The sequence below is a fragment of the Aquabacterium sp. genome (assembly GCF_034003525.1).
Classification (GTDB): Bacteria; Pseudomonadota; Gammaproteobacteria; order Burkholderiales; family Burkholderiaceae_C; genus Aquabacterium.
In genome coordinates this window covers 58,459-79,569 of the sequence record NZ_JAVEYN010000012.1, presented here as the reverse complement: position 1 = coordinate 79,569, position 21,111 = coordinate 58,459, and the positions used below count along the sequence as shown (strand labels likewise).

Here is a 21,111-nt window from a genome sequence, read left to right as displayed (position 1 = left end):
GAAGGGGGTCAGCTTTCGCTGGGCGTGGGCGGACGCCAACGCAACCAGGCCATCGAAATCAGCAGCACGGTGAGGAAGATGCCGGCGGCCAGGGCCGCGGCGGTCCAGCGCGCGCCATCGACCCAGGTGCCAAAAGTCAAGCCGGCGCACACGCTGAACAGGGCCACCAGACTCACGTAGCCCGCGGTCTTGCGGCGTCCGATCACGGCCGCCACCATCAACATGCTTTGCAGACTGAGTTCCGGGTCGGCCATCAGGTAGGCGAGCAGGGGGCCCGGGTGCATGCCCAGGTCCAGGAACATCCGGGCCACCGGCACCTCCACCAGCGTGGGGAAGTACATGAACACGCCGAATCCGACGGCGACGGCATTGGCGAGCACAGTGTTGCTGCCAGCCAGGGCCTCGATCCACTCGGGGCGGATGATTTCGCGCACCATGCCGACGATGAACACCCCCACGACCAGCAACAGGAAGATCTGTTTGACGAAGCGCCAGGCCTCCCACAGCCAGCCCCGCCAGTCGTCGGCCGGCAACTGCCGTGCGAAGTGCCAGGTGGCGCCCATCGCCAGCGCCACACCGATGACCCGCCCGGTGAGGCCCACCTGCAGGCCGCCCGCAGTGGGGGTCAATTGAAGCGAGGCCACCAGCAAGGTGAGGGCCGCCAAACCCAGTGCCGTCCACGTCCAGCGGTTGGCGCCTTCGATGATGTCTTCCAGGCCCTGCCAGGACGTCGCGCTGATCAGTATCAGCAAGCCGATCAGAATCGAGCCTTGCAGGCTCACCCCTTCTTCGCCCTTGCTGGCATCAAACGGCAGCCAGTTGAACAGCGTGGCTTGCCAGGCTTGGGCCCCAGACACGGGCAGTTCGATGCTGGCGAACGTGGCTGTGAGCGGCCACAGCTTGAGGGTGCCCGCAATCAGCAGCGCCACCAAGGACAGCAGCACACCCAGTGCCGCCGGGGCAATGGTGGCCTGGTCGGCGAACAGCGTGTCTGTTTCACTGTCGTGCTGGGCATCGTCTTGCCAGAAGATCTGCGCCATCAGCAGGCCGATGCCGATGCCGAACAGCAGGCACAGCACCAAGCGGGCGAGCGCGAACTCCACGCCCAGGATGCTGCCGGTGTAGGCCAGCGCCATGATGTTGCCCGCCGGCGCGAAGAACAGGAAGGTGACCGCCGGACCGATGCCAGCCCCCTTGCGGTAGATGCCAGCGAACAGCGGCACGATGGTGCAGGAACAGACTGCAATCAGAGAGCCCGCCAGTGCCGCGGCGGGGTAGGAAACATAAGCGGGGGCATGCCGACCCAGCCAGCGCGTGATGCTGGCTTTCGGGATGAGCGCCGCCATGGCGCCGGCGATGAAGAAGGCCGGCAGCAGACACAGCAACACATGCGCCGCCAGGTAGGACGCCAGGCTTCCGGCGCCGCCGTGGAGCAGTGTCAGCAACAGTTCCATGTGTCACCCTGAACAGGGAACTCCGAAGCTTTCATTCTAGTCCTCGGTGCCCCCTGGGGTGGCGTTCAGATCGAGCGCAGGTTCACCCGTTTCATCAGGGCTTCGGCACTCTCCTTGCGCTCGCTGTAGCGGTCCACCAGGTAAGGGCTGATGTCGCGCGTGAGCAGGGTGAACTTGACCAGTTCCTCCATCACATCCACCACCCGGTCGTGGTAGCTGGAGGGCTTCATGCGATCGTTGTCATCGAACTCCATGAAGGCCTTGGCCACCGAGGACTGGTTGGGGATCGTGATCATCCGCATCCAGCGGCCCAGCACCCGCATCTGGTTGACGGCGTTGAAGGACTGCGAGCCGCCGCAAACCTGCATCACGGCAAGCGTCTTGCCTTGGGTGGGCCGCACTGCGCCCACGCTCAGCGGGATCCAGTCGATCTGCGCCTTCATGATGCCGGTCATGGCGCCGTGGCGCTCGGGGGAGCACCAGACCATGCCTTCGCACCACTGGCTCAGCTCGCGCAACTCGGCCACTTTGGGGTGGGACTCGGGCGCGTCATCGGGCAGTGGCAGGCCGCTGGGGTTGAAGATCTTGACCTCGGCCCCCATCGCCCGCAGAAGGCGCGCCGCTTCTTCGGTCAGCAGGCGGCTGAAGGCGCGCTCACGCAGCGAGCCGTAGAGCATCAGGATGCGTGGCGCGTGCGTGGACGGCTGGGCAGGGCGCAGCAGCGCCGGGTCGGGCACACGGAAGTGTTCCGCTGCGACCTGGGGCAGGTCGGGCAGAGCGGCAGACGGCTCAGACACGGCGTTGTCCCTGTGCATCGATCACCACCTCGCCGTCTTCCTTGCTGAAGGCGCCTTGCTGAGGCTGGTGCAAGATGTCGAGCACCTTCTCGGACGGGCGGCACAGGGCGGTGCCCTTGGGCGTGACCACGATGGGGCGGTTGATCAGGATGGGGTGGGCCACCATGAAGTCCAGCAACTCGTCGTCCGTCCATTTCGGATCGGCCAGGCCGAGTTCCTCATACAGGTCGCCCTTGGCGCGCAGCACTTCGCGCACGCTCAGGCCGCAGTCGGCGATCAGCTTCACCAGTTGATCGCGGCTGGGCGGGGTCTCCAGATACAAGATCACCTGCGGCTCGATGCCTGCATTGCGGATCAGGGCCAGGGTGTTGCGGGAGGTGCCGCACTTGGGGTTGTGATAGATGATGGTGTCGCTCATGCTGCGCATTGTCCTTGTTCGTACCAGCCCCTGCTGCGGTTGACCATGGCCACCAGTGACAACATCACCGGCACTTCCACCAGGACGCCCACCACCGTGGCCAGCGCGGCGCCCGAGTTCAGGCCGAACAGCGAGATGGCCACGGCCACGGCCAGCTCGAAGAAGTTGGAGGTGCCGATCAGGCAGGCCGGGCCACCCACGTTGTGCGGCAGCTTCATCCAGCGTGCGGCCAGGTAGCTGATGGCGAAGATGCCGTAGGTCTGCAGGGTGAGCGGAATGGCGATCAGCAGGATCACGCCCGGCTTGGCCACGATGGTGCCTGCCTGAAAGCCGAACAGCAGGACCACGGTGGCGATCAGGCCCACGATGGACCAGGGCTTGAGCTTGGCTGTGAAATCGGCCACGGCGTGGCTGGAGCGGCGGGCCAGCGCATGGCGGGTGGCCATGCCGGCGATCAGGGGCAGCACCACATACAGCACGGTGGACAGCACCAGCGTTTCCCAAGGCACGGTCACGTTGGTGACGCCCAGCAGGAAGGCGGCAATCGGCGCAAAGGCCACCACCATGATCAGGTCGTTCACCGACACCTGCACCAGCGTGTAGTTGGCATCGCCCTTGACCAGCTGGCTCCACACGAACACCATGGCGGTGCAGGGGGCCACGCCCAGCAGGATCATGCCGGCGATGTACTCGCTGGCCGATTGCGGATCGACCCAGGGCGCAAAGACGTACTGGAAGAACAGCACGCCCAGGGCGGCCATCGTGAAGGGCTTGATCAGCCAGTTGACGACCAGTGTCAGGATCAGACCTTGCGGCTTCTTGCCCACGTCTTTGACGGCACCCCAGTCGATCTGGATCATCATCGGGTAGATCATCACCCAGATGAACACGGCCACGACCAGGTTGACCTGGGCATATTCCAGTGCCGCAATCGCCTGGAAGGCATCGGGGCTCAAGAGGCCCAGGCCCACACCCGCGAGGATGCCCAGGGCCACCCACACGGTCAGATAACGTTCAAACAATCCCATTTTGGAAAACTCCGTGTTGTGTGCGGTTCAGCTGCGTGCGATGTCGTCGAGCGCGGCTTGCAGGGCGTCGCGGGGCATCGCATCCAGCGGCAGGGCCAGCAGTTGCAGCATCTTGTAGCCAATGGCCTGGCGGGTCAGCTCGAAGGCGCGGCGCTTGCCTTCGTCGCCACCTTCGGCGTTGGACGGGTCGGGGTAGCCCCAGTGCACCTTGACCGGGTGGCCGTGGCCGCCGAAAAACACCGGGCAGGTTTCGGCCGCGGCGCTGTCGCACACCGTGATGACGATGGACAGCGGGGGCGCGTCGGGCGTGGTGAACTCGTCCCAGCTCTTGCTGCGGTAGGCCGAGGTGTCGATGCCGGCGCGGTTCAGGGCTTCGATGGCGAAGGGGTTGAGGCGACCGCTGGGCGCGCTGCCAGCGCTGTGCGCCTTCACATCCTTGCCCAGCTGGGCGGCGAGGTGGTTGAGCATGCCTTCGGACAGCACGCTGCGGGCCGAGTTGTGGGTGCAGAGGATCAGGACGTGGGTGGTCATGGTGGGGCGTGTGCGCGTCAGAGTTTGCCGATGGCCTGGAGGTCGGCCTGGATGGACAGGGAGGCCAGCTTTTCAGCGGGCAGTGACAGCATCAAGTCGATGCGGCGTTTGAGGATCTGGGCGACCTCTTCGAACGCGTGCTGTTGCTGTGCCGGGGTGCCGGTGACCGCTGCGGGGTCGTACACGCCCCAGTGGGCCGTGATGGGCTGGCCGGGCCACACAGGGCAGACTTCGCCGGCGGCGTTGTCGCAGACGGTGAACACGAAGTCGAGCGGCGGGGCATCGGGGCCGGCGAACTCGTTCCAGCTCTTGCTGCGCAGACCTTCGTGCGGCAGGTTCAGGTGGGTCAACACCTGCAGGGCCAGGGGGTGCACCTCGCCCTTGGGCTGGCTGCCGGCCGACCAGGCGGTGAAGCGGTGGGGCGCCAGGCCGTTGAGCAGGCTCTCGGCCATGATGGAGCGGGCGGAGTTGCCCGTGCACACGAAGAGCACGTTGTAGATCTTGTCAGCCATGTCAGGCTCCGGAAGGGGTGGGTTCGGGAAGGGGAGAAAGTTCAGACAAGGCCAGCAGGCGCTGTACGCCCACCGGCTCTTGCTGTTGCAGGGGCACGATGGCGTGGCGCTGCGCGTGTTGGGTGCGAATCAAGTCGATCTCGCGCAGCTCGTTGTGGGCGCGCTGCTGGAGTAGGGCCGATTGCGGCTGGGTGGCGGCCACGCAGTTGTTGACGACCCAGGCCCAGGGCACGATGCCGGCGCGGCGCAGGTCGGCCTGCAGGTTGGCGGCTTCCCGCACCGGGGTGGTTTCCGCCAGGGTCACGATCAGCACCTTGGTCTGCTTTGGGTCCTGCAACTGCATCATCGGCGTGGTGAAGTGCACGTTCGTGTCGCCCATCTGGCGCACGATGTCGCGGTGGTAGGAGCCGGTGGCGTCCAGCAGCAACAAGGTGTGCCCGGTGGGCGCGGTGTCCATCACCACGAACTTCTTGCCCGCCTCGCGGATGATGCGCGAGAAGGCCTGGAAGACGGCGATCTCCTCGGTGCAGGGCGAGCGCAGGTCTTCCTCCAGCATGGCGCGGCCTTGCGCGTCCAGCTTGACGCCCTTGGTGGCCAGCACCTGCTGGCGATAGCGCTCGGTGACCTCGTGCGGGTCGATCCGGCTCACGGTCAGGTTGTCCAAGCTGCCTTGCAGGGTTTCGGTCAGGTGCGCAGCCGGGTCGGAGGTGGTCAGGTGTACGGGCAATCCCCGGTGGGCCAGTTCGACCGCCACGGTAGCCGCCAGCGTGGTCTTGCCCACACCGCCTTTGCCCATCAGCATGATCAGGCCGTGTCCGTCCTGGGCGATGTCGTCCACCAGGGATGACAGGCGCGCAGCCTGGTCAACTTCTGGCAAGACCACGGACGCGGTGTCGACGGGGGCAGGGGCTGCGTCGGACAGCAGGCGTTTCAGGGCGTCCAGACCGACCAGATTGAAGGGCTGGAGCGCGATGTCATCGCGCGGCAAGTCGCGCAACGATGGGGGCAGCTCCGCCAGTGCTGCGGCCTCGCGCGCCTGGATCGCGGCGGCCAGCGCATCGTACTCACCTTCGCCGGCGGGCATCAGGCCGTTGATGACCAGATGCTGCCGTGTCAGGCCGATGGCGGCCAGTTCGTCGTGCGTGCGGGCCGCTTCGCGCAAGGCGCCGCCTTGGGCGCGGGCCACCAGCACCAGTCGCGTCCGGCTGGGGTCAGCCAGGGCCTCGACCGCCGCCTTGTACAGCGTGCGCTGTTTCTCCAATCCGGCCAGCGGGCCCAGGCACGAGGCGTCCCCTTTGCCTGCTTCCAGAAAACCGCTCCATGCCCCCGGCAGTTGCAGCAGGCGGATCGTGTGTCCGGTCGGCGCCGTGTCAAACACGATGTGATCGAAGTCCTGGGTCAGGGGCGACGCCACCAGCAGGCCGGTGAACTCGTCAAACGCAGCGATCTCGGTGGTGCAGGCGCCCGAGAGTTGCTCTTCGATGCTTTTCACCACGGGATCTGGCAGCACGCCGCGCACCGGTCCCACGATGCGGTCGCGGTAAAGCTGCGCTGCGGCCTGCGGGTCGATCTCCAACGCCGACAGCCGCGCCACGGCGGGGAGGGCGGTGATGTGATTGCCAATCTGGACACCAAACACCTGGCCGATGTTGGACGCCGGGTCGGTGCTCACCAGCAGCACACGGTGCCCGGCCTCGGCCAGGCGCACGGCCGTGGCGCAGGCCAGCGAGGTCTTGCCCACGCCCCCCTTGCCCGTGAAGAAGAGGAAGCGCGGTGGCTGATCCAGAAACTGCATGGCGTGCTCCGGTCTCACTCAGCAGCAACGGCTGCCTGCGCAGCACCCGCCTGCCGCCGGCGCGGCGTTGGTCGTGATGCCGGCCCAGCGGGCCAGGTCGTCGCGCGAGGGGTAGCGGCCGGCCAGCGCGATCTGGCCATCGACCAGGGTCAGCGGCAGGCCTTCTTGGCCAGACAGTTCCAGAAACTGCTTGACGGCTTGCGTCTCGGCAAAGGTCAGTGGCTGCTGGGCCAGATTGAAGCGTTCGATCTGGGCGCCGTTCTGACGGGCCCAATCGAAGTCGGCCGCGAAGCTCACGAGCGCCTGATCGACCTCGACCCCGCACACACCGGAGCTGCAGCACAGGGCCGGGTCAAACACTTGAATCGACTTCATTTTCAAACTCCTTGAATTATCAAAATGATGGGCAAAATGACGAACTTCTCTGAGGAGGGAATCTGTCAGCACGACTTGCAGATCGCCTGCGGATCGACCGGTAGGCACAACTCGGTTTGCCCTGCGCAGCACTCTTCCGTCAGGTAGGCGATCAGCTCCGACATGAGGGTGAGGTTGGCGCGGTAGCGCTGAAAGCGCCCCTCCTGGGTGGCCGTGACCAGCCCAGCGTGGGTCAGCGCCTTCAAATGAAACGACAGGTTGGTGGGGGGCACCTCCAGCGTGGTGGCGATGTCCCCTGCGACCATGCCTTCCTGGCCCATGCGAACCAGCAGGCGGAACACATCCAGGCGGACCCCGGAGGACAGGGATTCGAAGACAGTGATGGCAGTGCGTTGTTCCATACATCAACTATACAATGATTGTTGAATTAATGGAAGATGCCGCCCCGAATGCGCTGTCACAGCGCCTCCGCACACTCATGGGGCGGCACGGCCTCCGTCCTGAACGAAAATACGCGGTTTCGCCCGCCGGCGGGGCCTGTTGTCAGGTGCCTCGTACGGAAATGGATTCACACCAAGGCCGCCACCCCTGCGCGTGGCATGGAAGGACAGGATTTGCAGCACCGTCTCGGCAGTTCACGGCTGGTCCGCTTGCTCCAGGAATGGGCGCAGGTGGATGGTGAGTCGGCGCGCTATGACGTGGCAGAGCGGCTCGGCCATTGGCTGAGCGCCTTCGATGCCGTCAAGCTCGATGGCGCGCTGCAGACCATCGCGTCCTATCCCGCTCAGACCAAGTTGCGCGGCCAGGCAGTGGACGCCAGCGTGGTGGCCCGGCAGGTCAATCAGGTCAAGGCCGATCTGACCGCCCTGATCACCGCCAAGGTGACACCGGCGCGCCCCGCGCTGCCCGCCGCACCCCGCACCCTGCTGCACACGCTGGAAGAAGACGACGCCCGCACCGAGTCCAAGTACGCGCCGCATTACCAGCGCTACCTGGGCCTGCAAAAGCAGATGGAAACCGCCGTGGGGGCCCTGCGTGCCCAGGTGCGCCAGATGCTGTCCAAAGGCTCGCCGGCCTTGCGCCAACTGGTGGCCCTGGATGCCGTCATGGAGCAGATGCTGGGCCCCCGCGAGCAAAAGCTGTGGGCCAGCGTGCCGGTGTACCTGGAGCGGCGCCTGGAGCACTGGCGCCAGCACCATCAGCAGGCCATCGCGGGGCAGGGGGTTGACGACGACCCCATCCGCTGGCGTCAGGCCGGCGGCTGGATCGCCGCCTTCGAGCACGACATGCGCGACATGATGCTGGCCGAGTTACAGCAACGCCTGCAGCCCGTGGTGGGCCTGATGGAGGCCGCCCAGAACGCCACCGATGCGCCAAGCCCGCAAGCCGCCCCCCCAGAACAAGCAGAACACAGCGAGAACAGCGAATCACAATGAACAAATTCATGATGACCGTCATCTTCATCATCGGACTCGTGGCCGTCGGCTGGGTGGGCTGGGGCTTTGTCGGGGCGAGCTGGATGGCCCTGACCATGACCGCCGTGATCGGCGGCGTTTACATCCTGGGGGCCCTGGAGTTGCGACGTTTCCGTGCGGCCACCACCAGCTTGCGCGAGGCGCTGTCCCAGATCCCGTCTGAGCTGACCGACCTGAGCGCCTGGCTCGGCCGCCTGCACCCCAGCCTGCAGCACCCCGTGCGCCTGCGCATCGAAGGCCAGCGCGTGGCCATGCCCGGCCCGGCGCTCACACCGTATCTGGTTGGCCTGCTGGTCATGCTCGGCATGCTGGGCACCTTCCTGGGCATGGTCGTTACCTTCAAGGGGGCGGTGTTCGCGCTCGAAGGCTCCGCCAACCTCGAAGCCATCCGTGCCGCCCTGGCCGCGCCGATCAAGGGCCTGGGCCTGGCCTTCGGCACCTCGGTGGCCGGCGTGGCCGCGTCCGCCTTGCTGGGCCTCCTGTCGGCCATGACCCGCCGTGAGCGCATTGAGGTCGTGCGCCAGCTCGACGCCCACATTGCCACCACCCTGCGCCCGCTGTCTGGCGCACACCAGCGTGACGCGACCTTCAAAGCCCTGCAGGCCCAGGCCGACGCCATGCCGGTGCTCGTCGACCGCTTGCAGGCGCTGATGACGAGCCTGGAGCGCCGCAGCGAACAGCTCGACGCTCAACTGCTGGCCCAGCAGCAGGCCTTCCATCGCGAAGCCGCCACCGCCTACACCGACCTGGCCCAGCGCGTGGGCACCGCCTTGCAAGACAGTCTCACCGCCAGCGCCCGCGTCGCCGGGGAAACGCTCAAGCCCGTGGTCGAGACCGCCATGAGCGAGATCGCGCAGGAATCGCAGCGGACGCACCTGCGCCTGATCGACGCCACCCAGGCTCAGCTCAACGGCCTGAGCGCGCAGTGGGAGGGCACCGCCCGCCAGGTGGCCGACACCTGGACCTCGTCCCTGCAGACCCAGAACCACACCCAGCAGCAACTGCTGACCGGGCTCGATGGCGCCCTGCAAGCCTTCGCCCATGCCTTCGAGCAGCGCGCCGCCGCTGTGCTGCTGGCGCAGCAAGACGCCACTACGCAGGCTCAGGCCACCCAGGCGGCCGCCGACCAGCAGCGCCTGAGCGAATGGCAAGGCACGATGGCCACCCTGGCGACAACGCTCGCCGCCGAATGGCAGCAGGCGGGCGCTCAGACGGTGCGCCAGCAACAGGCCGTGTGCCAGGCGCTGGAAGCGGCTTCAGCGCAGATCCGCGAACAGGCCGCGCAGGTGGCCGCCAGCTGGACGACCGCTCAGCACAGCCAGACCCAGGCCAACGAGAACCTGGTGGGTGGCCTCGACCGCGCCCTGCAGGGCTTCACCGACACCTTTGCACAGCGTGCCCGCGAAGTGTTGACCTCGCTGCAGGACAGTGCTGCGCAAGCACAAGCGGCGCAAACCACGGCCGACCAGCAACGCCTGGCCGCATGGCAGCAGACCATGGACAGCACCGCCGCCACGCTGGCCGCCGAATGGCAACGCGTCGGCAGCCAGACGCTGGTCCAACAGCAGACTGTCTGCCAGACGCTGGAGAGCGCCGCCGGCCAGATCACCGAGCGCGCCAGCCAGCACGTCAGCCAGACCCTGGCCAGCGTGACCCAGCTGCTGAGCCAGTCGGAAGAGCTGGTGCGCGCCCGCCTGGCCTCCGAGCAAGCGTGGATCGCCTCGCAAGGCGAGCGCATGGACCAGCTGAGCACCCTCTGGCGCACCGAGCTGCAGGCCTTGCGCGACGAAGAAGCGCAACGCGGCCGCGCCGCCGTCGAGCGCCTGGACACCCTCCAAGCCGCCGTGGGCCAGCACCTCGCCACCCTGGGCACCGCGCTGGAAGCGCCGCTCAACCGCCTGCTGCAAACCGCCTCCGAAGTGCCGCAGGCCGCCGCCGAGGTCATCGTGCAACTGCGTCGCGACATGGCGCAGATCAGCGAGCGCGACAACCTCGCCCTGTCCGAACGCACCGCCATGATGGCCCAGCTCGGCACCTTGCTGCAGTCCGTCAACGACGCCACCGGTCAGCAGCGCGCGGCCATCGAGTCCATGGTCCAATCGGCCACCACCGTGCTGCACGAGGCCGGGGCCCAGTTCACGAACGCCCTCAGCCAGCAAGCCGGTCAGGTCGACGAGGTAGCCGCCCGCGTGGCCGCCAGCGCCGTCGAGCTGTCCAGCCTGGGCGAGTCTTTCGCGCATGGCGTCAACCTGTTCAGCGAGACCAGCGACAAGCTGGTGAGCAGCCTGCAGGGCATCGAAAGCGCCATCGGCCAGTCCCTCACTCGCAGCGACGAGCAGCTTGCCTACTACGTGGCGCAGGCCCGTGAGGTGATCGATCTCAGCATCAGCTCGCAGCAGGGCATCGTCGAAGACCTGCGCCGCCTGCACGGCAAGGCCCTGGCATCCGCTGAAGGGGGCGCCCGATGATGGACCCGGAAGACCGGGACGACGCCATCGAGCAGACGGCCCCAGTCTGGGCCGTGTTCGGTGACCTCATGTCTGGCCTGCTGGGCGCCTTCGTCCTGATCCTGGTGGGCATGCTCGTGGTGCAGATGGACCTGGTGAGCAGCCTCAAGCAGGAGGTCGAAAAGCGCCAGCAGGAAGAGCAGCGTCGCATCGCCCTGGAGCACGCCCTGGCCGGCCCGCTGGCCAGCGGCCGCGTCACCCTCAACGACGGCCGCATCGGCATCAGCGGCAGCGTCCTGTTTGACACCGGCTCGGACCAGTTGCGTGCCGACGGTCGCCAGTTGCTCCAAAGCCTCGTGCAGCCCCTGCGCGTCTACCTGGGCGAACGCCAGGAAATGCTGATGGTCAGCGGCTTCACCGACGACACCCTGCTGCGCGACGGCAACCGCCGCTTTGCCGACAACCTGGAGCTGTCGGCCCAGCGCGCCTTGACGGTGACCCGCGCCCTGATCGACGCCGGTATGCCCTCGTCCCAGGTCTTTGCGGCCGCCTTCGGCGCCGAACAGCCCGTGGCGCCCAACACCGATGAAAAGGGCAGGGCACTCAACCGGCGCGTCGAAATGGCACCGGTGCCGCAAACGGCGCCCCAAGCCACGCCCCCAACGGCATCCCAAGCAGTCACCACCTCGTCTGCCAAGCCATGAGCGATCCCACCCTGGCCGCGCTGCGCGAAGCAGGAGCCGATCACCACGACCCGGCCCGCTTCCATTACCTGGAAGTGCTGGAACGCCGCTTGGCCACCCAGCCCGAGGCCGTGCGCCAGTTGTTGAGCGAGCGTTTGCAAGCCGCGCTGCACGATTACGCTCAGCGTGTGGCCCAGGTCACGTCATCCGGTGGGGCGGTTTCAGGCGGACCCGCAGCCACACCCAGGATGCCCTCGGCACACGCCGCACCGCTGACCCGGCTGAACCGCTACATCCACGATCGCACGCAGGCGCCCGATGTCGACCCGGAAGACGGCGGCAACGCCAACGACCTGAAAAGCGTGCGTGGCTTCAGCAACGTCTGGACCAAGATCGCAGCAGACCAGCAGGTGGCGCAGGCCATCGACCGCGGCCCGGACAACGCCGGCCCGCTCAATTCCCACCGGCTCATGCTGCGCTCGCTCGCCCTCATGCGCAGCCTCTCACCCGATTACCTGGGCCATTTTCTCGCGCAGATGGACACCTTGCTCTGGCTGGATCAGATCAACCAGCAAACGGCGCTGAAAGACAGCAAGCCCAAGCGCGCTGTACGAGCGAAAAAGTGATCCCTGGATGGGGTTAAAACGCAGCCTGCCTCAGGTCAGGTAGGTGATGACTTTCAACACCGCCACGCCCGCCAACAGCACCATCAGGATCAACACCAGCACCCACGACGCTCGGGGCTGAGCGCGACGCGAAGACCGTCGCTGACGCCGCGGGCTCTCATGCGAGCGCGAGTCCAAGGTGCTCGAGTGCGTGAAGCCAGACGCCTCGAAGGTCGAGACCTCATCGGTTTTCTGCTGCTGCCACTGACTGTCTCGGTCCTTGCTCATGCGTGTTCGTTCCTTGAGGGGGAGAAGGCGGTCTGCGCGCCTTGGAGCTGTCGCGCCAGAAAGGGCACCACCGCCTGCGCCACCCCTTCCGGGTTGTCGGCAAACGGGAAGTGACCACTGTCTGGCAACAGCGCCACTTCGGCTTGAGCAAACACGTCCTTTTGCTGCTCGGCCAGTGTCACGGGCAGATACGGGTCGGCCGCGCCCCAGACCACCAGCGTGGGCCAGCCATGCGGCCGCAGCAACCGCGCCAGCAACTCGGCGCGTTGGCCCGGCTCGGACGTCGCGCGATACAGCTTGAGGATTGCGCGGCGCGTGCCCGCGTCAAGATCGTCGTACATCCGGTCCAAAAACGCATCAGGCAAACCACGCGGTGAGCCCCTGCGCAAGGCCCATTTGAAGCCGGCGCGGTTCGTCAGCCACTGCTGCAACTCGCCCAGAATGGGGGTGCGCCAGATGCGGGCCATCGTGTGCCAGCGGTAGCCCAGCAGCACACCCGTGTTGATCAGCGTGAGGCTGCCCACCGACAGCGGCGACATGGCCGCCCACATCAGCCCCCAAGGCCCCCCGAAATCGTGCAGCACCAGATGGGCCCGACTGACGCCGAGCTGCTTCAAGGCCTCGCCCAGAAAGGTGGCGCCGCCCTCGACCGAATAGGGGTAGTTCGCCGGCTTGTCGGCCTTGCCAAAGCCGGGCATGTCCACCGCCACCACCCGCCCATGCGGCGCCACGCGGCGCATCAGCTCAGACCAGTCTTCGCCAGAGCCGGGGTTGCCATGGACGAATACCACCGCCTCGGTGGCGCGCAGGTTCCCGCCACCTTGCAACACGCGGGTGCGGATGCCGCAGGCGTTCAGCTCAGAGGCGTGCAGCGGCGCGTCCATCAGGCAACGCCGTAGCCTTCTTCGCGGATGATCTCGCGCACCGCCTCCTCGCCGAGCACGGTCTGCACGGTCACCAGCCCCTGTGGCAAGTCCACCGTCACCTGGGCTTCGCCATCCTGGTCTTGCACCGCTTGCGTGATGGCCTTGACACAGTGCTGACAGCTCATGCCGGTGACATGCAGTTGATAGGTGGCAGGGGTTGTCATGGCCGTGATCCTTTCAAGAGGTGATACTGATGCCATTGTGAAGTGAAGCCGATCTCTGCGCCATGCCTGCCTCCGAAGTTTCTCCGCCCGTGCCGCCAGAGGGGGCGGCGACCTCTCCTGACCACGCGGTGCAGCTGGCCGTGCGCGGCATGACCTGCGCCGCCTGCGTGGCACGGGTCGAGCGTGCACTCAATAAAGTGCCGGGCGTGGCCCAAGCCCAGGTCAACTTCGCCACCGAGATGGCCACCGTTCAGTGGGTGGAGCCGCTGGACCAAGCCCAAGCGGCGGCCCAGACCGACACCCTGCTCGCCGCCATCGAGCGCGCGGGGTATCACGCCCAGGTCCAGCACGCCGACGACGCAGTGGTGGAAGAGGTCGTGCCTTGGTGGGGCGTCTGGGGGGCGGTGCTGCTGGGTTCTGTGGCCAGCTTGCCGCTGGTGCTGCCCATGCTGTGGGGCGCCCATCACTTCTGGCCGGCCTGGGTGCAGTTCGCCCTGGCCACCCCGGTTCAGTTCCTGCTGGGCGCGCGTTTCTACAAGGCCGGCTGGGCGGCCCTCAAGGCGGGCAGCGGCAACATGGACCAGTTGGTCGCGCTCGGCACCTCGGCCGCCTGGGGCCTGTCGATGTGGTTGTGGTGGCGCCACAGCCACAGCACCGACCCACATGCCGCGCACACCGCACCCGATCTGTATTTCGAGTCGGCCGCTGTCGTGATCACCCTGGTGCTGCTGGGCAAGGCCCTGGAGGCACGCGCCAAGCGCCAGACCACCGCCGCGATCCGCGCCCTCCAGTCCCTGCGACCCGACACCGTGCACCGCCAGGGGCCCCAGGGCGAGGTCGAGGTCCCGCTCAAACAGGTGCTGGTCGGCGACATCCTGATCGTGCGCCCCGGCGAGCGCATCCCCACCGATGGCGTGGTGATCGAGGGCAGCGGTCACGTGGACGAATCCCTGCTGACGGGGGAGCCCCTGCCGGTGAGCAAGGCCCCGGGCTCACCGCTCACCGGTGGCGCCATCAATACCGAGTCGCGCCTGCTGATGCGTGTCACCGCCGTCGGTGGTCAGACCATGCTGGCACACATCATCCGCCGTGTGGTCGAGGCGCAGGCCGTCAAGGCACCCATCCAGCGCGTGGTCGATCGCGTATCGGCGGTGTTCGTGCCCACCGTGCTGCTCATCGCCTTGCTGACCGGCCTGGGTTGGTGGTGGGCAGGCCTGGGTGGCGAAGTGGCACTGATCCGCGCGGTGGCCGTGCTGGTCATCGCCTGCCCCTGTGCACTTGGCCTGGCCACGCCCGCGGCCATCATGGCGGGCACCGGCGCGGCAGCCCGTCATGGCATCCTCATCAAAGACCCCGAGGCGCTGGAAGTGGCGCACCGCGTGCAGGTGGTCGCGTTCGACAAAACCGGCACGCTCACGCAAGGGCGCCCGAGGCTGGTCGATTGGCAGGTGGCCGAAGCCATCGGTCTGGACCGCACGCGGGCCCTGCAAGTGGCAGCGGCCCTGCAGACCGGCAGCGAACACCCTCTGGCCCGAGCCGTGCTGGATGAGGCGCAGCGTCTGAGCCTGGGCTTGCCGGCGGTGAGCGCACTGCAGACCGTCGCGGGGCGCGGCATCCAGGGTGTGATCGCTCCCAGTGAAGGCACTACCCACGCCTGGGCCCTGGGCAGCACCCGCTGGATGAGCGAGTTGTGCCCCAACGCGAGCCTGAGCCCGTGGTCGGACAAGCTGGACGCCTGGCACGGACAGGGTCACACCGTGTCGTGGTTGCTGCGGCAAGGCCAGGCATCTGAAGGGCGCGCCCAAACCGCTGCCAGCGCCGACGCGTCCTGGCAGGTCGTGGCCCTCATGGCCTTTGGTGACGAACTCAAGCCCGAAGCCGCCGTGGCGGTCCAGCGGCTGCACGAACTCGGCGTGCGCACCGTGATGATCTCGGGCGACAACCGCAGCGCTGCGGAGCACATCGGCCGTCAGTTGGGCATCCAGCAGGTCATTGCCGAAGTCTTGCCTGGCGACAAGGCCGATCACATCGCGCGCCTGCAAGCCGGGCAGGGCGGTGAACGTCAGGTGGTGGCCATGGTGGGCGATGGCATCAACGATGCACCTGCGCTGGCCGCGGCCGATGTCGGCATGGCCATGGCCAACCCGCAGGGCGGCGCCGACGTGGCCTTGAACGCCGCAGGCATCACCTTGATGCGCGGCGACCCGACCCTGGTGCCCGCCGCCCTCGACATCTCGCGCCGGACCTCCGCCAAGATCTGGCAAAACCTGGCGTGGGCCTTTGGCTACAACATCATCGGCATTCCGCTGGCGGCGTTCGGTGGCCTCAACCCCATGCTGGCCGGGGCCGCCATGGCCTTGAGCAGCGTCAGTGTCGTGAGCAACGCCTTGCTGCTGTCGCGCTGGCGTGCATGACGTAAACTCGCGGGTTCAGGCTGCCAGTAGCTCAGTTGGATAGAGCACCCGCCTTCTAAGCGGGCGGTCGGGGGTTCGACTCCCTCCTGGCAGGCCAGATCCCTTCACCCCACATCAGGATCTGACTCCATGTTTGATGCCCTCAAGCGTTTGATCGATCCCGATCACGTCGAATCGGAAGATGCCCGTGTGCTCCTCGCATGGGCCAAGGCCGAAGGGCACGCCTTCAAGCACGTCAAGGGCAAGACCGGTGGCGGGCATGTCGTCGAGGCGGCTGCGGGCTGGCGGGCCGAGTGGGGCAACTCGCAACGCCCCTACATCATCGGCAAGGAACTGCGCTTTCGCGCCGACACCGGCATCCCCGGTGACGTGCAGATGATCCTGGTCACCAAGGTGCTGGCCCAGACGCTGGAGTCGGACGTCTTCAGCCGTTTCACCAACGCCATGCAGACGCAGATTGACAACACGCTGCCCGACGAAATGCGCTGGCTGGCCATGCACCCGCATGTGCGCCTGCCCGATGACTCGGTCTTGTCGCGGCGTTTTGCCCTGTTTGCCAACGCCGAAACGGTGATGACCCACTGGTTGGATGCGGAGACCGTGCAGGCGCTGGAAGAGGCCGCCACCTCCTGGTGGTCGGACGCCCTCGTGCTGGTGCTCACCCTCAATCGCGGCATCTTGACGGCGCGCATGGGCGGGCAACCCATTGAGAAAGCCCAGTTGGCCCTGGTCAGTGCCCTGTTCGCCAAGCTGGCGGCGCGCCTGAAGGTGGTGGCGCGCCTGGTGGCCTGAGTGGCCACTCAGCCCTTGCGCTGACGGCCGCTCAGAAACGCCTCCATGGCCTGACCGGCCGCCGGTTTGCTGAGGTTGATCAGGAAATGGTGCTTTTCCTGGTCGAGGTGCGGACGCAAAGGCTGTGACGCATCGTTCACCAATTCCTTGATGCTGGCCAGCACATCGGGCGCCAATTCGCCCAGCCGGTCGGCCAGCTTCAGCGCCTCGTCCAGCACCGTGCCTGCCGGCACGACCTGGTGTACCAGACCGTACTGAGCCCACTGTTGGGCCGTCTGTGTGTCACCCAGCCACAGCAGGGCCAAGGCGCGGCTGCGGCCCAGGGCGCGCGCCAGGTGCCAGCTTGCGCCGCCGTCCGGTGACAGCGCAACCTTGCTGTACGCCGTCAGAAAGCGGCTGTTCTCGCCCGCCACAATCAGGTCACAGGCCAGCGCCACCGACACCCCGCCGCCAGCGGCCACGCCCTCCACGGCAGCGATCACCGGCTTGGGGAAGGCACGCAGCGCCTCGATCCACTGGTGAAACGCGTCCATGTTGCCGGCCTGTGCCGCCAGATCGTGCGCCCGGTTGTGCGCCAGGCGCTGCAGATCCCCGCCACCGCAGAAGTGACCGCCCGCGCCGGTGATCACCACCGCGCGCACATCCGGGCTGGACTCGGCCATGCTGAGGATCTCCACCCCCGCGGCATATACCTGGGGCGACAGGGCATTGCGCGTGGCCGGCCCCGACAAGGTCATCACCAGGGTGTCGCTGTGGCGCTCGGTTTGCAGTTCAGTGCTCATGGGATTCTTTGAGAAGGGCGGTCATCGGGGTAAATACCCCGCAGGTTTCGGGTGTGGGGGGCGCCCCACTAAAGGGCTTCCCGTGATGAGTGTCACAGGATGTTCATGCTAGAGTGAATTCTTAGGCCTCATGATGCACCGAGATGAACAACATTAAGCGGGTATCGGCCGCAGCACTTGCTGGTGCGACGCTCGTCTTGGCGTCTGGGAACTCCCACGGCATGGGCTTCGGGCGTCCAGTCAGTCGCGCGATCCTTGGCGAACCATTGCGGGTCAGCGTGCCGCTTCGCCTCGAAGCTGGCGAAACGCTCGAGGCCGACTGTGTCCAGGTCGAGGTGCACTACGGCGAAAGCAGGCTCTCGCCCTCTCAGGTTCAGGTCTCTCTGGTCGGTGGCAGCAGCCGCGAGGCCACGGTGCAGGTGCGCACCACAACCCCCATCACCGAGCCCATCGTCACCTACGAGCTGACGGCAGGTTGCCAGGCCAAGATCAACCGCCAGTTTGTGGCGCTGGCCGATCCGCCGGGCATGACACAGCCGGTCAGTCCGGTCACCCCGCCCGTCATCATCCCCCTGGTTGGTCACTCACCCGCCTCCCTGGAGGGGAGTGGCTCGCGCGCTGGTGATGCGGCCTCGACGCCCCCCAGCCGCGAGACGGCCAAGCGCAAGGCCAGCACGACCGGCTCCACCCAGAAGAAGTCTCGGGGCGTTGTGCAGGCGCCCGCGGTTCGCCCTGTCACCGAGGCCGATGCGGTGGCATCGCCTCGCACCAGCCTGTCCCTGACGCCAAAGGCGGCGGCAGCCGAGCGCCTGGTGCTCGACCCGGTCGAGGCCGACGCAGCCACACGCCCCGATTTGCGCATGTCTGGCTCGCTGGGCACCGTGTCGAGTGTGGGCGGCACCGACGAGCCGGCCTCGCCCGAGGTGCAAGCGCGTCGCGCGGCGGCCGCGGCGCTGTGGCAGGCCATGAACCTCTCGCCCGAGGACATCGCGCGTGACCGCCAAAAGCTGATCGCGCAAGAGCAAATGCTGGCGCAACTGCAGTTGCAGGCGTCCCAGCCCCGCACCGACGCATCTAACTCGCCCGCGCAGCGTGCCCAGGCGGCTGTGCAACGTGAGGGCTCGTGGCTGCTGTACCTCGTGGGGGCCTTGGCCCTGGTGGGTCTCGGCCTGTGCGTGGCGCTGTTCATGAAGCTGCGCCGCCGCCAACAGGAAGAAGCGGCCTGGTGGCAGTCGCAGATGCAGGAGCCTCAAGGCGAGGCGCCCGCAGCGGTGTCACCACCGGCAACGCCCTCTCCCGCGCCCGTTGTCGCGGTTCCACCCCAACCGGTGAAGGCCGAGCCGCCGAAGTCCGACATCGAACGCGCCTCGGTGCACGCTGCGGCTGGCGCCCCCGCCGCAGCCGCGTCTCCACGTCTGGCCACGAAGGCTGTGACACCGCCGGCGCCGCCAGCGACACCGGCGCGCCAAACCGCGTTGGAGGCGACGCGTGAAGTTTCGGTGGAAGAGTTGATTGACCTGGAGCAGCAGGCCGATTTCTTCGTGGTGCTCGGTCAGGACGACGCGGCGCTGGACCTGCTGGAGTCGCACGTTCATGCGGTGTCGGCCAGTCCCCTGCCCTTCCTGAAACTGCTCGAGATTTACCAGCGCCTGGGCAAACGGGCGGATTACGAACGCATCCAGGCTGCCTTCAACCAGCGCTTCAACGCCCACGCCCCCGCCTGGGATGCCGACCTGCAGCATGGGCATGAGCTGGTCGACTACCCTGGGGTGGTCGAGCGTCTGCAGACGCTGTGGCCGGTGCCGGCCAAGGCGATGGAGGTTCTGGAGAAGTCCCTGACCCATCCGGAGAACGAAGCCGACACCTTCGAGTTGCCGGCCTACCGTGAACTGCTGTTCCTCTATGCCGTGGCCCGTGACCTGTCCGAGCGCGAGGTCGGTGAGCGGCCCAGCGTTGACCTGCTGGCCAGCGGGTTGCGTACCCACAAGGAACCTGCTCCCTTCGATCTGGCGGCACATGAGGAGGCGGTGGAGCCCTTGATGGCCACACGGCCGATCAAGGCCGTCCCTGCCGTGCAGCCCACGCTCAGCCTGGATCTGCACCTTGACGACCTGCCCCCTGCCGACAAGCCGCGCTCGTCTTACGGTGACGTGATGGTGTCGGACAAGGGCGTGGCGGCCAATGAGCAGGACGTCGAGCACATCGACCTGCCCGACCTCTCAGCGCTGGACGTCGACCTGCGCAGCGGCAGCGGCGCTCACAAACCGTAATCGATGCTGGGTGTCTGGCCGGCTTGCGGCGAGATCGCCTGCATGATCAAGGCGCGGGTCAGTCGGTCCGAGATCAGCTCGGCAAACGCCAACACGAACTGCCGCATGTAGGCGCCGCGTTTGAACGCCAGGCGCGCCACGTTGGGCCCGAACAGGTGGCCCACCGGGCGAGATACCAGCTCACTGCCCGGCGCATTCATGGCCGGGTCGTCTTTCACCGCCATCTCGGCCACCAGGCCAATGCCCAGGCCCAGACGGGTGTAGGTCTTGATCACGTCCGCGTCGATGGCGTCCAGCACCACATTGGGCTTGAGCCCGCGTTGCGCAAAGGCCAGGTCGATGCGACGGCGTCCGGTGAAGGACGGGTGATACGAAATCAGCGGCTCGGCCGCCAGGTGCTCCAGCGTCAGGCGGGGCACCGAGGCCAGCGGGTGGCTGGCCGGCATCACCGCCACGTGCTGCCACTCGTAGCAGGGCAGGGTGACCAGCTCGGCAAAGTCATTGAGAGACTCGGTGGCCAGGCCAATGTCAGCCACCTCGTCGAGCACCATCTGCGCCACCTGCTCGGGCGTGCCCTGGTGCAGGCTCACCGACACCTTGGGGTACTTCTTGCGCAGCGCGGCCACGGGTTCTGGCAGCACATAGCGCGCCTGCGTGTGCGTGGTGGCAATCGACAAGGTGCCCGCATCCTGCATGGCGTACTCCTCGCCAATGCGCTTGAGGTTGCCCAGTTCGCGCAGGATCACGTCGATCGATTTGAGCACCTGCTGGCCCGGCTCGGTCACCCGCTTGAGGCGCTTGCCGTGTCGCACGAAGATGTCCACCCCCAGCTCTTCCTCCAGTTCCAGAATGGCCTTGGAGATGCCGGGCTGCGAGGTGTGCAGGGCCTTGGCGGTTTCCGTCAGGTTGAGGTTGCGGCGGGCCGCCTCGTGGACGAACTTGAACTGGTGCAGGTTCATGGTGCTTCAGGCGGAATGGGCCAATGACCAGGCGGCTTCCGACAGGGCCTGGATCAGGATGTCGGTTTCGCCCACGGCGGCACTCAGGCGCCATTGGACCTGAGGGTGGTGTTCGGCCAGCTCGGCCATCAGCCGCGGCAGGTCTTTGCGCACATGTCCGCCGGCCCCCAGGAAGAGCGGCACCACGGTCACGTGCGTGCAGCCCCGCGCAGCCAGTTGCGCGCCGGCCTCCGGCAGGGTGGGGCTCATGAACTCCAGAAAGGCCAGGGTCACTTCGGTGCCTTGCGCCTGTGCACGGGCATGCAAGGCGCGCTCGGTCGCCTCGAAGGGCAGGGCCCAGGCCGGGTCACGGGCGCCATGGGCAAACAACAAGATGCCGTCTTTGTTCATAAGAGA

At 66.9% G+C, this 21,111-nt stretch carries 22 protein-coding genes and 1 tRNA gene; 8 read left to right on the top strand and 15 right to left on the bottom strand.

The features are described 5' to 3' along the window. Positions 1 to 8: 8 nt before the first annotated feature. The 9 genes from RBT42_RS09120 to RBT42_RS09080 all read right to left on the bottom strand — a co-directional run bounded on the left by RBT42_RS09120 (position 9) and on the right by RBT42_RS09080 (position 7,311). Positions 9 to 1,454, bottom strand: coding sequence for a permease (locus RBT42_RS09120; RefSeq protein WP_320364324.1), 1,446 nt, complete (start codon positions 1,452 to 1,454; stop codon positions 9 to 11). A gap of 65 nt (positions 1,455 to 1,519) precedes the next feature. Then, positions 1,520 to 2,251, bottom strand: a complete 732-nt coding sequence (gene arsH, locus RBT42_RS09115) for an arsenical resistance protein ArsH (RefSeq protein ID WP_413785878.1) — start codon at positions 2,249 to 2,251, stop codon at positions 1,520 to 1,522. Further along, entirely contained in the window at positions 2,244 to 2,669 is a 426-nt protein-coding gene (gene arsC, locus RBT42_RS09110; protein WP_320364320.1) for an arsenate reductase (glutaredoxin), read from the bottom strand. The genes arsH and arsC overlap by 8 nt, the downstream gene beginning before the upstream one ends. Continuing rightward, complete coding sequence (arsB, locus tag RBT42_RS09105) at positions 2,666 to 3,697, bottom strand: ACR3 family arsenite efflux transporter (protein WP_320364318.1); 1,032 nt, start codon at positions 3,695 to 3,697, stop codon at positions 2,666 to 2,668. The genes arsC and arsB overlap by 4 nt, the downstream gene beginning before the upstream one ends. Before the next feature lie 27 nt (positions 3,698 to 3,724). After that, positions 3,725 to 4,228 carry an arsenate reductase ArsC gene (locus RBT42_RS09100; protein WP_320364316.1) on the bottom strand — a complete coding sequence of 168 codons (504 nt, stop codon included), beginning with the start codon at positions 4,226 to 4,228 and terminating at the stop codon, positions 3,725 to 3,727. Positions 4,229 to 4,245: 17 nt separating this feature from the next. Continuing rightward, entirely contained in the window at positions 4,246 to 4,740 is a 495-nt protein-coding gene (locus RBT42_RS09095) for an arsenate reductase ArsC (RefSeq protein ID WP_320364314.1), read from the bottom strand. A gap of 1 nt (position 4,741) precedes the next feature. Further along, positions 4,742 to 6,535: an arsenical pump-driving ATPase gene (gene arsA, locus RBT42_RS09090; RefSeq protein WP_320364312.1), complete on the bottom strand. Its 1,794-nt coding sequence runs from the start codon at positions 6,533 to 6,535 to the stop codon at positions 4,742 to 4,744. Positions 6,536 to 6,553: 18 nt separating this feature from the next. Beyond that, positions 6,554 to 6,910 carry an arsenite efflux transporter metallochaperone ArsD gene (gene arsD, locus RBT42_RS09085; protein WP_320364310.1) on the bottom strand — a complete coding sequence of 119 codons (357 nt, stop codon included), beginning with the start codon at positions 6,908 to 6,910 and terminating at the stop codon, positions 6,554 to 6,556. A gap of 65 nt (positions 6,911 to 6,975) precedes the next feature. Then, a complete protein-coding gene (locus RBT42_RS09080) occupies positions 6,976 to 7,311 on the bottom strand; it encodes a metalloregulator ArsR/SmtB family transcription factor (RefSeq protein ID WP_320364308.1) in 336 nt (111 codons plus the stop codon). A 198-nt stretch (positions 7,312 to 7,509) separates the two neighbouring features. Here RBT42_RS09080 and RBT42_RS09075 point away from each other — a divergent pair, with 198 nt between their 5' ends. The 4 genes from RBT42_RS09075 to RBT42_RS09060 are packed head-to-tail and all read left to right on the top strand — an operon-like array spanning position 7,510 to position 12,141. Beyond that, positions 7,510 to 8,346, top strand: a complete 837-nt coding sequence (locus tag RBT42_RS09075) for a DUF3348 family protein (RefSeq protein ID WP_320364306.1) — start codon at positions 7,510 to 7,512, stop codon at positions 8,344 to 8,346. Further along, positions 8,343 to 10,853 (top strand): DUF802 domain-containing protein, encoded by a 2,511-nt coding sequence (locus RBT42_RS09070; RefSeq protein ID WP_320364304.1) that lies wholly within the window; start codon positions 8,343 to 8,345, stop codon positions 10,851 to 10,853. Before RBT42_RS09075 ends, RBT42_RS09070 begins: the two co-directional genes overlap by 4 nt. Then, positions 10,850 to 11,536, top strand: coding sequence for an OmpA family protein (locus tag RBT42_RS09065; protein WP_320364302.1), 687 nt, complete (start codon positions 10,850 to 10,852; stop codon positions 11,534 to 11,536). Before RBT42_RS09070 ends, RBT42_RS09065 begins: the two co-directional genes overlap by 4 nt. Then, positions 11,533 to 12,141 carry a DUF2894 domain-containing protein gene (locus RBT42_RS09060; RefSeq protein WP_320364300.1) on the top strand — a complete coding sequence of 203 codons (609 nt, stop codon included), beginning with the start codon at positions 11,533 to 11,535 and terminating at the stop codon, positions 12,139 to 12,141. The genes RBT42_RS09065 and RBT42_RS09060 overlap by 4 nt, the downstream gene beginning before the upstream one ends. 30 nt (positions 12,142 to 12,171) lie before the next feature. Here RBT42_RS09060 and RBT42_RS09055 read toward each other — a convergent pair whose 3' ends face one another. Genes RBT42_RS09055 through RBT42_RS09045 form a run of 3 tightly spaced genes read right to left on the bottom strand, consistent with a single transcriptional unit; the run spans position 12,172 to position 13,498 of the window. Further along, positions 12,172 to 12,408 carry a hypothetical protein gene (locus RBT42_RS09055; RefSeq protein WP_320364298.1) on the bottom strand — a complete coding sequence of 79 codons (237 nt, stop codon included), beginning with the start codon at positions 12,406 to 12,408 and terminating at the stop codon, positions 12,172 to 12,174. Beyond that, on the bottom strand, positions 12,405 to 13,292 hold the full coding sequence (locus RBT42_RS09050; RefSeq protein WP_320364296.1) for an alpha/beta hydrolase: 888 nt from the start codon (positions 13,290 to 13,292) through the stop codon (positions 12,405 to 12,407). The genes RBT42_RS09055 and RBT42_RS09050 overlap by 4 nt, the downstream gene beginning before the upstream one ends. Continuing rightward, entirely contained in the window at positions 13,292 to 13,498 is a 207-nt protein-coding gene (locus RBT42_RS09045) for a heavy-metal-associated domain-containing protein (protein ID WP_320364294.1), read from the bottom strand. The genes RBT42_RS09050 and RBT42_RS09045 overlap by 1 nt, the downstream gene beginning before the upstream one ends. Positions 13,499 to 13,560: 62 nt before the next feature. Between RBT42_RS09045 and RBT42_RS09040 the strand changes: the two genes are divergently transcribed. The 3 genes from RBT42_RS09040 to RBT42_RS09030 all read left to right on the top strand — a co-directional run bounded on the left by RBT42_RS09040 (position 13,561) and on the right by RBT42_RS09030 (position 16,704). Next, positions 13,561 to 15,912: a heavy metal translocating P-type ATPase gene (locus RBT42_RS09040; RefSeq protein ID WP_320364292.1), complete on the top strand. Its 2,352-nt coding sequence runs from the start codon at positions 13,561 to 13,563 to the stop codon at positions 15,910 to 15,912. 20 nt (positions 15,913 to 15,932) lie between these two features. Next, positions 15,933 to 16,009: transfer RNA gene (locus RBT42_RS09035), tRNA-Arg, on the top strand. A 32-nt stretch (positions 16,010 to 16,041) separates the two neighbouring features. Beyond that, the gene (locus RBT42_RS09030) at positions 16,042 to 16,704 is read left to right on the top strand and encodes a hypothetical protein (RefSeq protein ID WP_320364290.1); all 663 of its coding nucleotides are present in this window, start codon (positions 16,042 to 16,044) and stop codon (positions 16,702 to 16,704) included. An 8-nt stretch (positions 16,705 to 16,712) separates the two neighbouring features. Here RBT42_RS09030 and RBT42_RS09025 read toward each other — a convergent pair whose 3' ends face one another. Further along, positions 16,713 to 17,486: an oxepin-CoA hydrolase, alternative type gene (locus tag RBT42_RS09025; protein ID WP_320364289.1), complete on the bottom strand. Its 774-nt coding sequence runs from the start codon at positions 17,484 to 17,486 to the stop codon at positions 16,713 to 16,715. A 278-nt stretch (positions 17,487 to 17,764) separates the two neighbouring features. Between RBT42_RS09025 and RBT42_RS09020 the strand changes: the two genes are divergently transcribed. Beyond that, positions 17,765 to 19,756, top strand: coding sequence for a hypothetical protein (locus tag RBT42_RS09020; RefSeq protein ID WP_320364287.1), 1,992 nt, complete (start codon positions 17,765 to 17,767; stop codon positions 19,754 to 19,756). Here the strand turns inward: RBT42_RS09020 and RBT42_RS09015 are convergent. Both RBT42_RS09015 and RBT42_RS09010 read right to left on the bottom strand, forming a co-directional pair. Further along, the gene (locus RBT42_RS09015) at positions 19,744 to 20,715 is read right to left on the bottom strand and encodes a CysB family HTH-type transcriptional regulator (RefSeq protein WP_320364285.1); all 972 of its coding nucleotides are present in this window, start codon (positions 20,713 to 20,715) and stop codon (positions 19,744 to 19,746) included. The two genes, RBT42_RS09020 and RBT42_RS09015, sit on opposite strands and share 13 nt — an antisense overlap. A 6-nt stretch (positions 20,716 to 20,721) precedes the next feature. Further along, positions 20,722 to 21,105 carry a CbiX/SirB N-terminal domain-containing protein gene (locus RBT42_RS09010; RefSeq protein WP_320364283.1) on the bottom strand — a complete coding sequence of 128 codons (384 nt, stop codon included), beginning with the start codon at positions 21,103 to 21,105 and terminating at the stop codon, positions 20,722 to 20,724. Positions 21,106 to 21,111: the final 6 nt, after the last annotated feature.

Excerpts from the sequence above, each read along its gene's own strand:
- RBT42_RS09120 (WP_320364324.1), bottom strand. The coding sequence starts at position 1,454 with ATGGAACTGTTGCTGACACTGCTCCACGGCGGCGCCGGAAGCCTGGCG.
- arsC (WP_320364320.1), bottom strand. The coding sequence starts at position 2,669 with ATGAGCGACACCATCATCTATCACAACCCCAAGTGCGGCACCTCCCGC.
- arsB (WP_320364318.1), bottom strand. The coding sequence starts at position 3,697 with ATGGGATTGTTTGAACGTTATCTGACCGTGTGGGTGGCCCTGGGCATC.
- RBT42_RS09100 (WP_320364316.1), bottom strand. The coding sequence starts at position 4,228 with ATGACCACCCACGTCCTGATCCTCTGCACCCACAACTCGGCCCGCAGC.
- RBT42_RS09095 (WP_320364314.1), bottom strand. The coding sequence starts at position 4,740 with ATGGCTGACAAGATCTACAACGTGCTCTTCGTGTGCACGGGCAACTCC.
- arsA (WP_320364312.1), bottom strand. The coding sequence starts at position 6,535 with ATGCAGTTTCTGGATCAGCCACCGCGCTTCCTCTTCTTCACGGGCAAG.
- arsD (WP_320364310.1), bottom strand. The coding sequence starts at position 6,910 with ATGAAGTCGATTCAAGTGTTTGACCCGGCCCTGTGCTGCAGCTCCGGT.
- RBT42_RS09080 (WP_320364308.1), bottom strand. The coding sequence starts at position 7,311 with ATGGAACAACGCACTGCCATCACTGTCTTCGAATCCCTGTCCTCCGGG.
- RBT42_RS09075 (WP_320364306.1), top strand. The coding sequence starts at position 7,510 with ATGGAAGGACAGGATTTGCAGCACCGTCTCGGCAGTTCACGGCTGGTC.
- RBT42_RS09070 (WP_320364304.1), top strand. The coding sequence starts at position 8,343 with ATGAACAAATTCATGATGACCGTCATCTTCATCATCGGACTCGTGGCC.
- RBT42_RS09065 (WP_320364302.1), top strand. The coding sequence starts at position 10,850 with ATGATGGACCCGGAAGACCGGGACGACGCCATCGAGCAGACGGCCCCA.
- RBT42_RS09060 (WP_320364300.1), top strand. The coding sequence starts at position 11,533 with ATGAGCGATCCCACCCTGGCCGCGCTGCGCGAAGCAGGAGCCGATCAC.
- RBT42_RS09055 (WP_320364298.1), bottom strand. The coding sequence starts at position 12,408 with ATGAGCAAGGACCGAGACAGTCAGTGGCAGCAGCAGAAAACCGATGAG.
- RBT42_RS09050 (WP_320364296.1), bottom strand. The coding sequence starts at position 13,292 with ATGGACGCGCCGCTGCACGCCTCTGAGCTGAACGCCTGCGGCATCCGC.
- RBT42_RS09045 (WP_320364294.1), bottom strand. The coding sequence starts at position 13,498 with ATGACAACCCCTGCCACCTATCAACTGCATGTCACCGGCATGAGCTGT.
- RBT42_RS09040 (WP_320364292.1), top strand. The coding sequence starts at position 13,561 with ATGCCTGCCTCCGAAGTTTCTCCGCCCGTGCCGCCAGAGGGGGCGGCG.
- RBT42_RS09030 (WP_320364290.1), top strand. The coding sequence starts at position 16,042 with ATGTTTGATGCCCTCAAGCGTTTGATCGATCCCGATCACGTCGAATCG.
- RBT42_RS09025 (WP_320364289.1), bottom strand. The coding sequence starts at position 17,486 with ATGAGCACTGAACTGCAAACCGAGCGCCACAGCGACACCCTGGTGATG.
- RBT42_RS09015 (WP_320364285.1), bottom strand. The coding sequence starts at position 20,715 with ATGAACCTGCACCAGTTCAAGTTCGTCCACGAGGCGGCCCGCCGCAAC.
- RBT42_RS09010 (WP_320364283.1), bottom strand. The coding sequence starts at position 21,105 with ATGAACAAAGACGGCATCTTGTTGTTTGCCCATGGCGCCCGTGACCCG.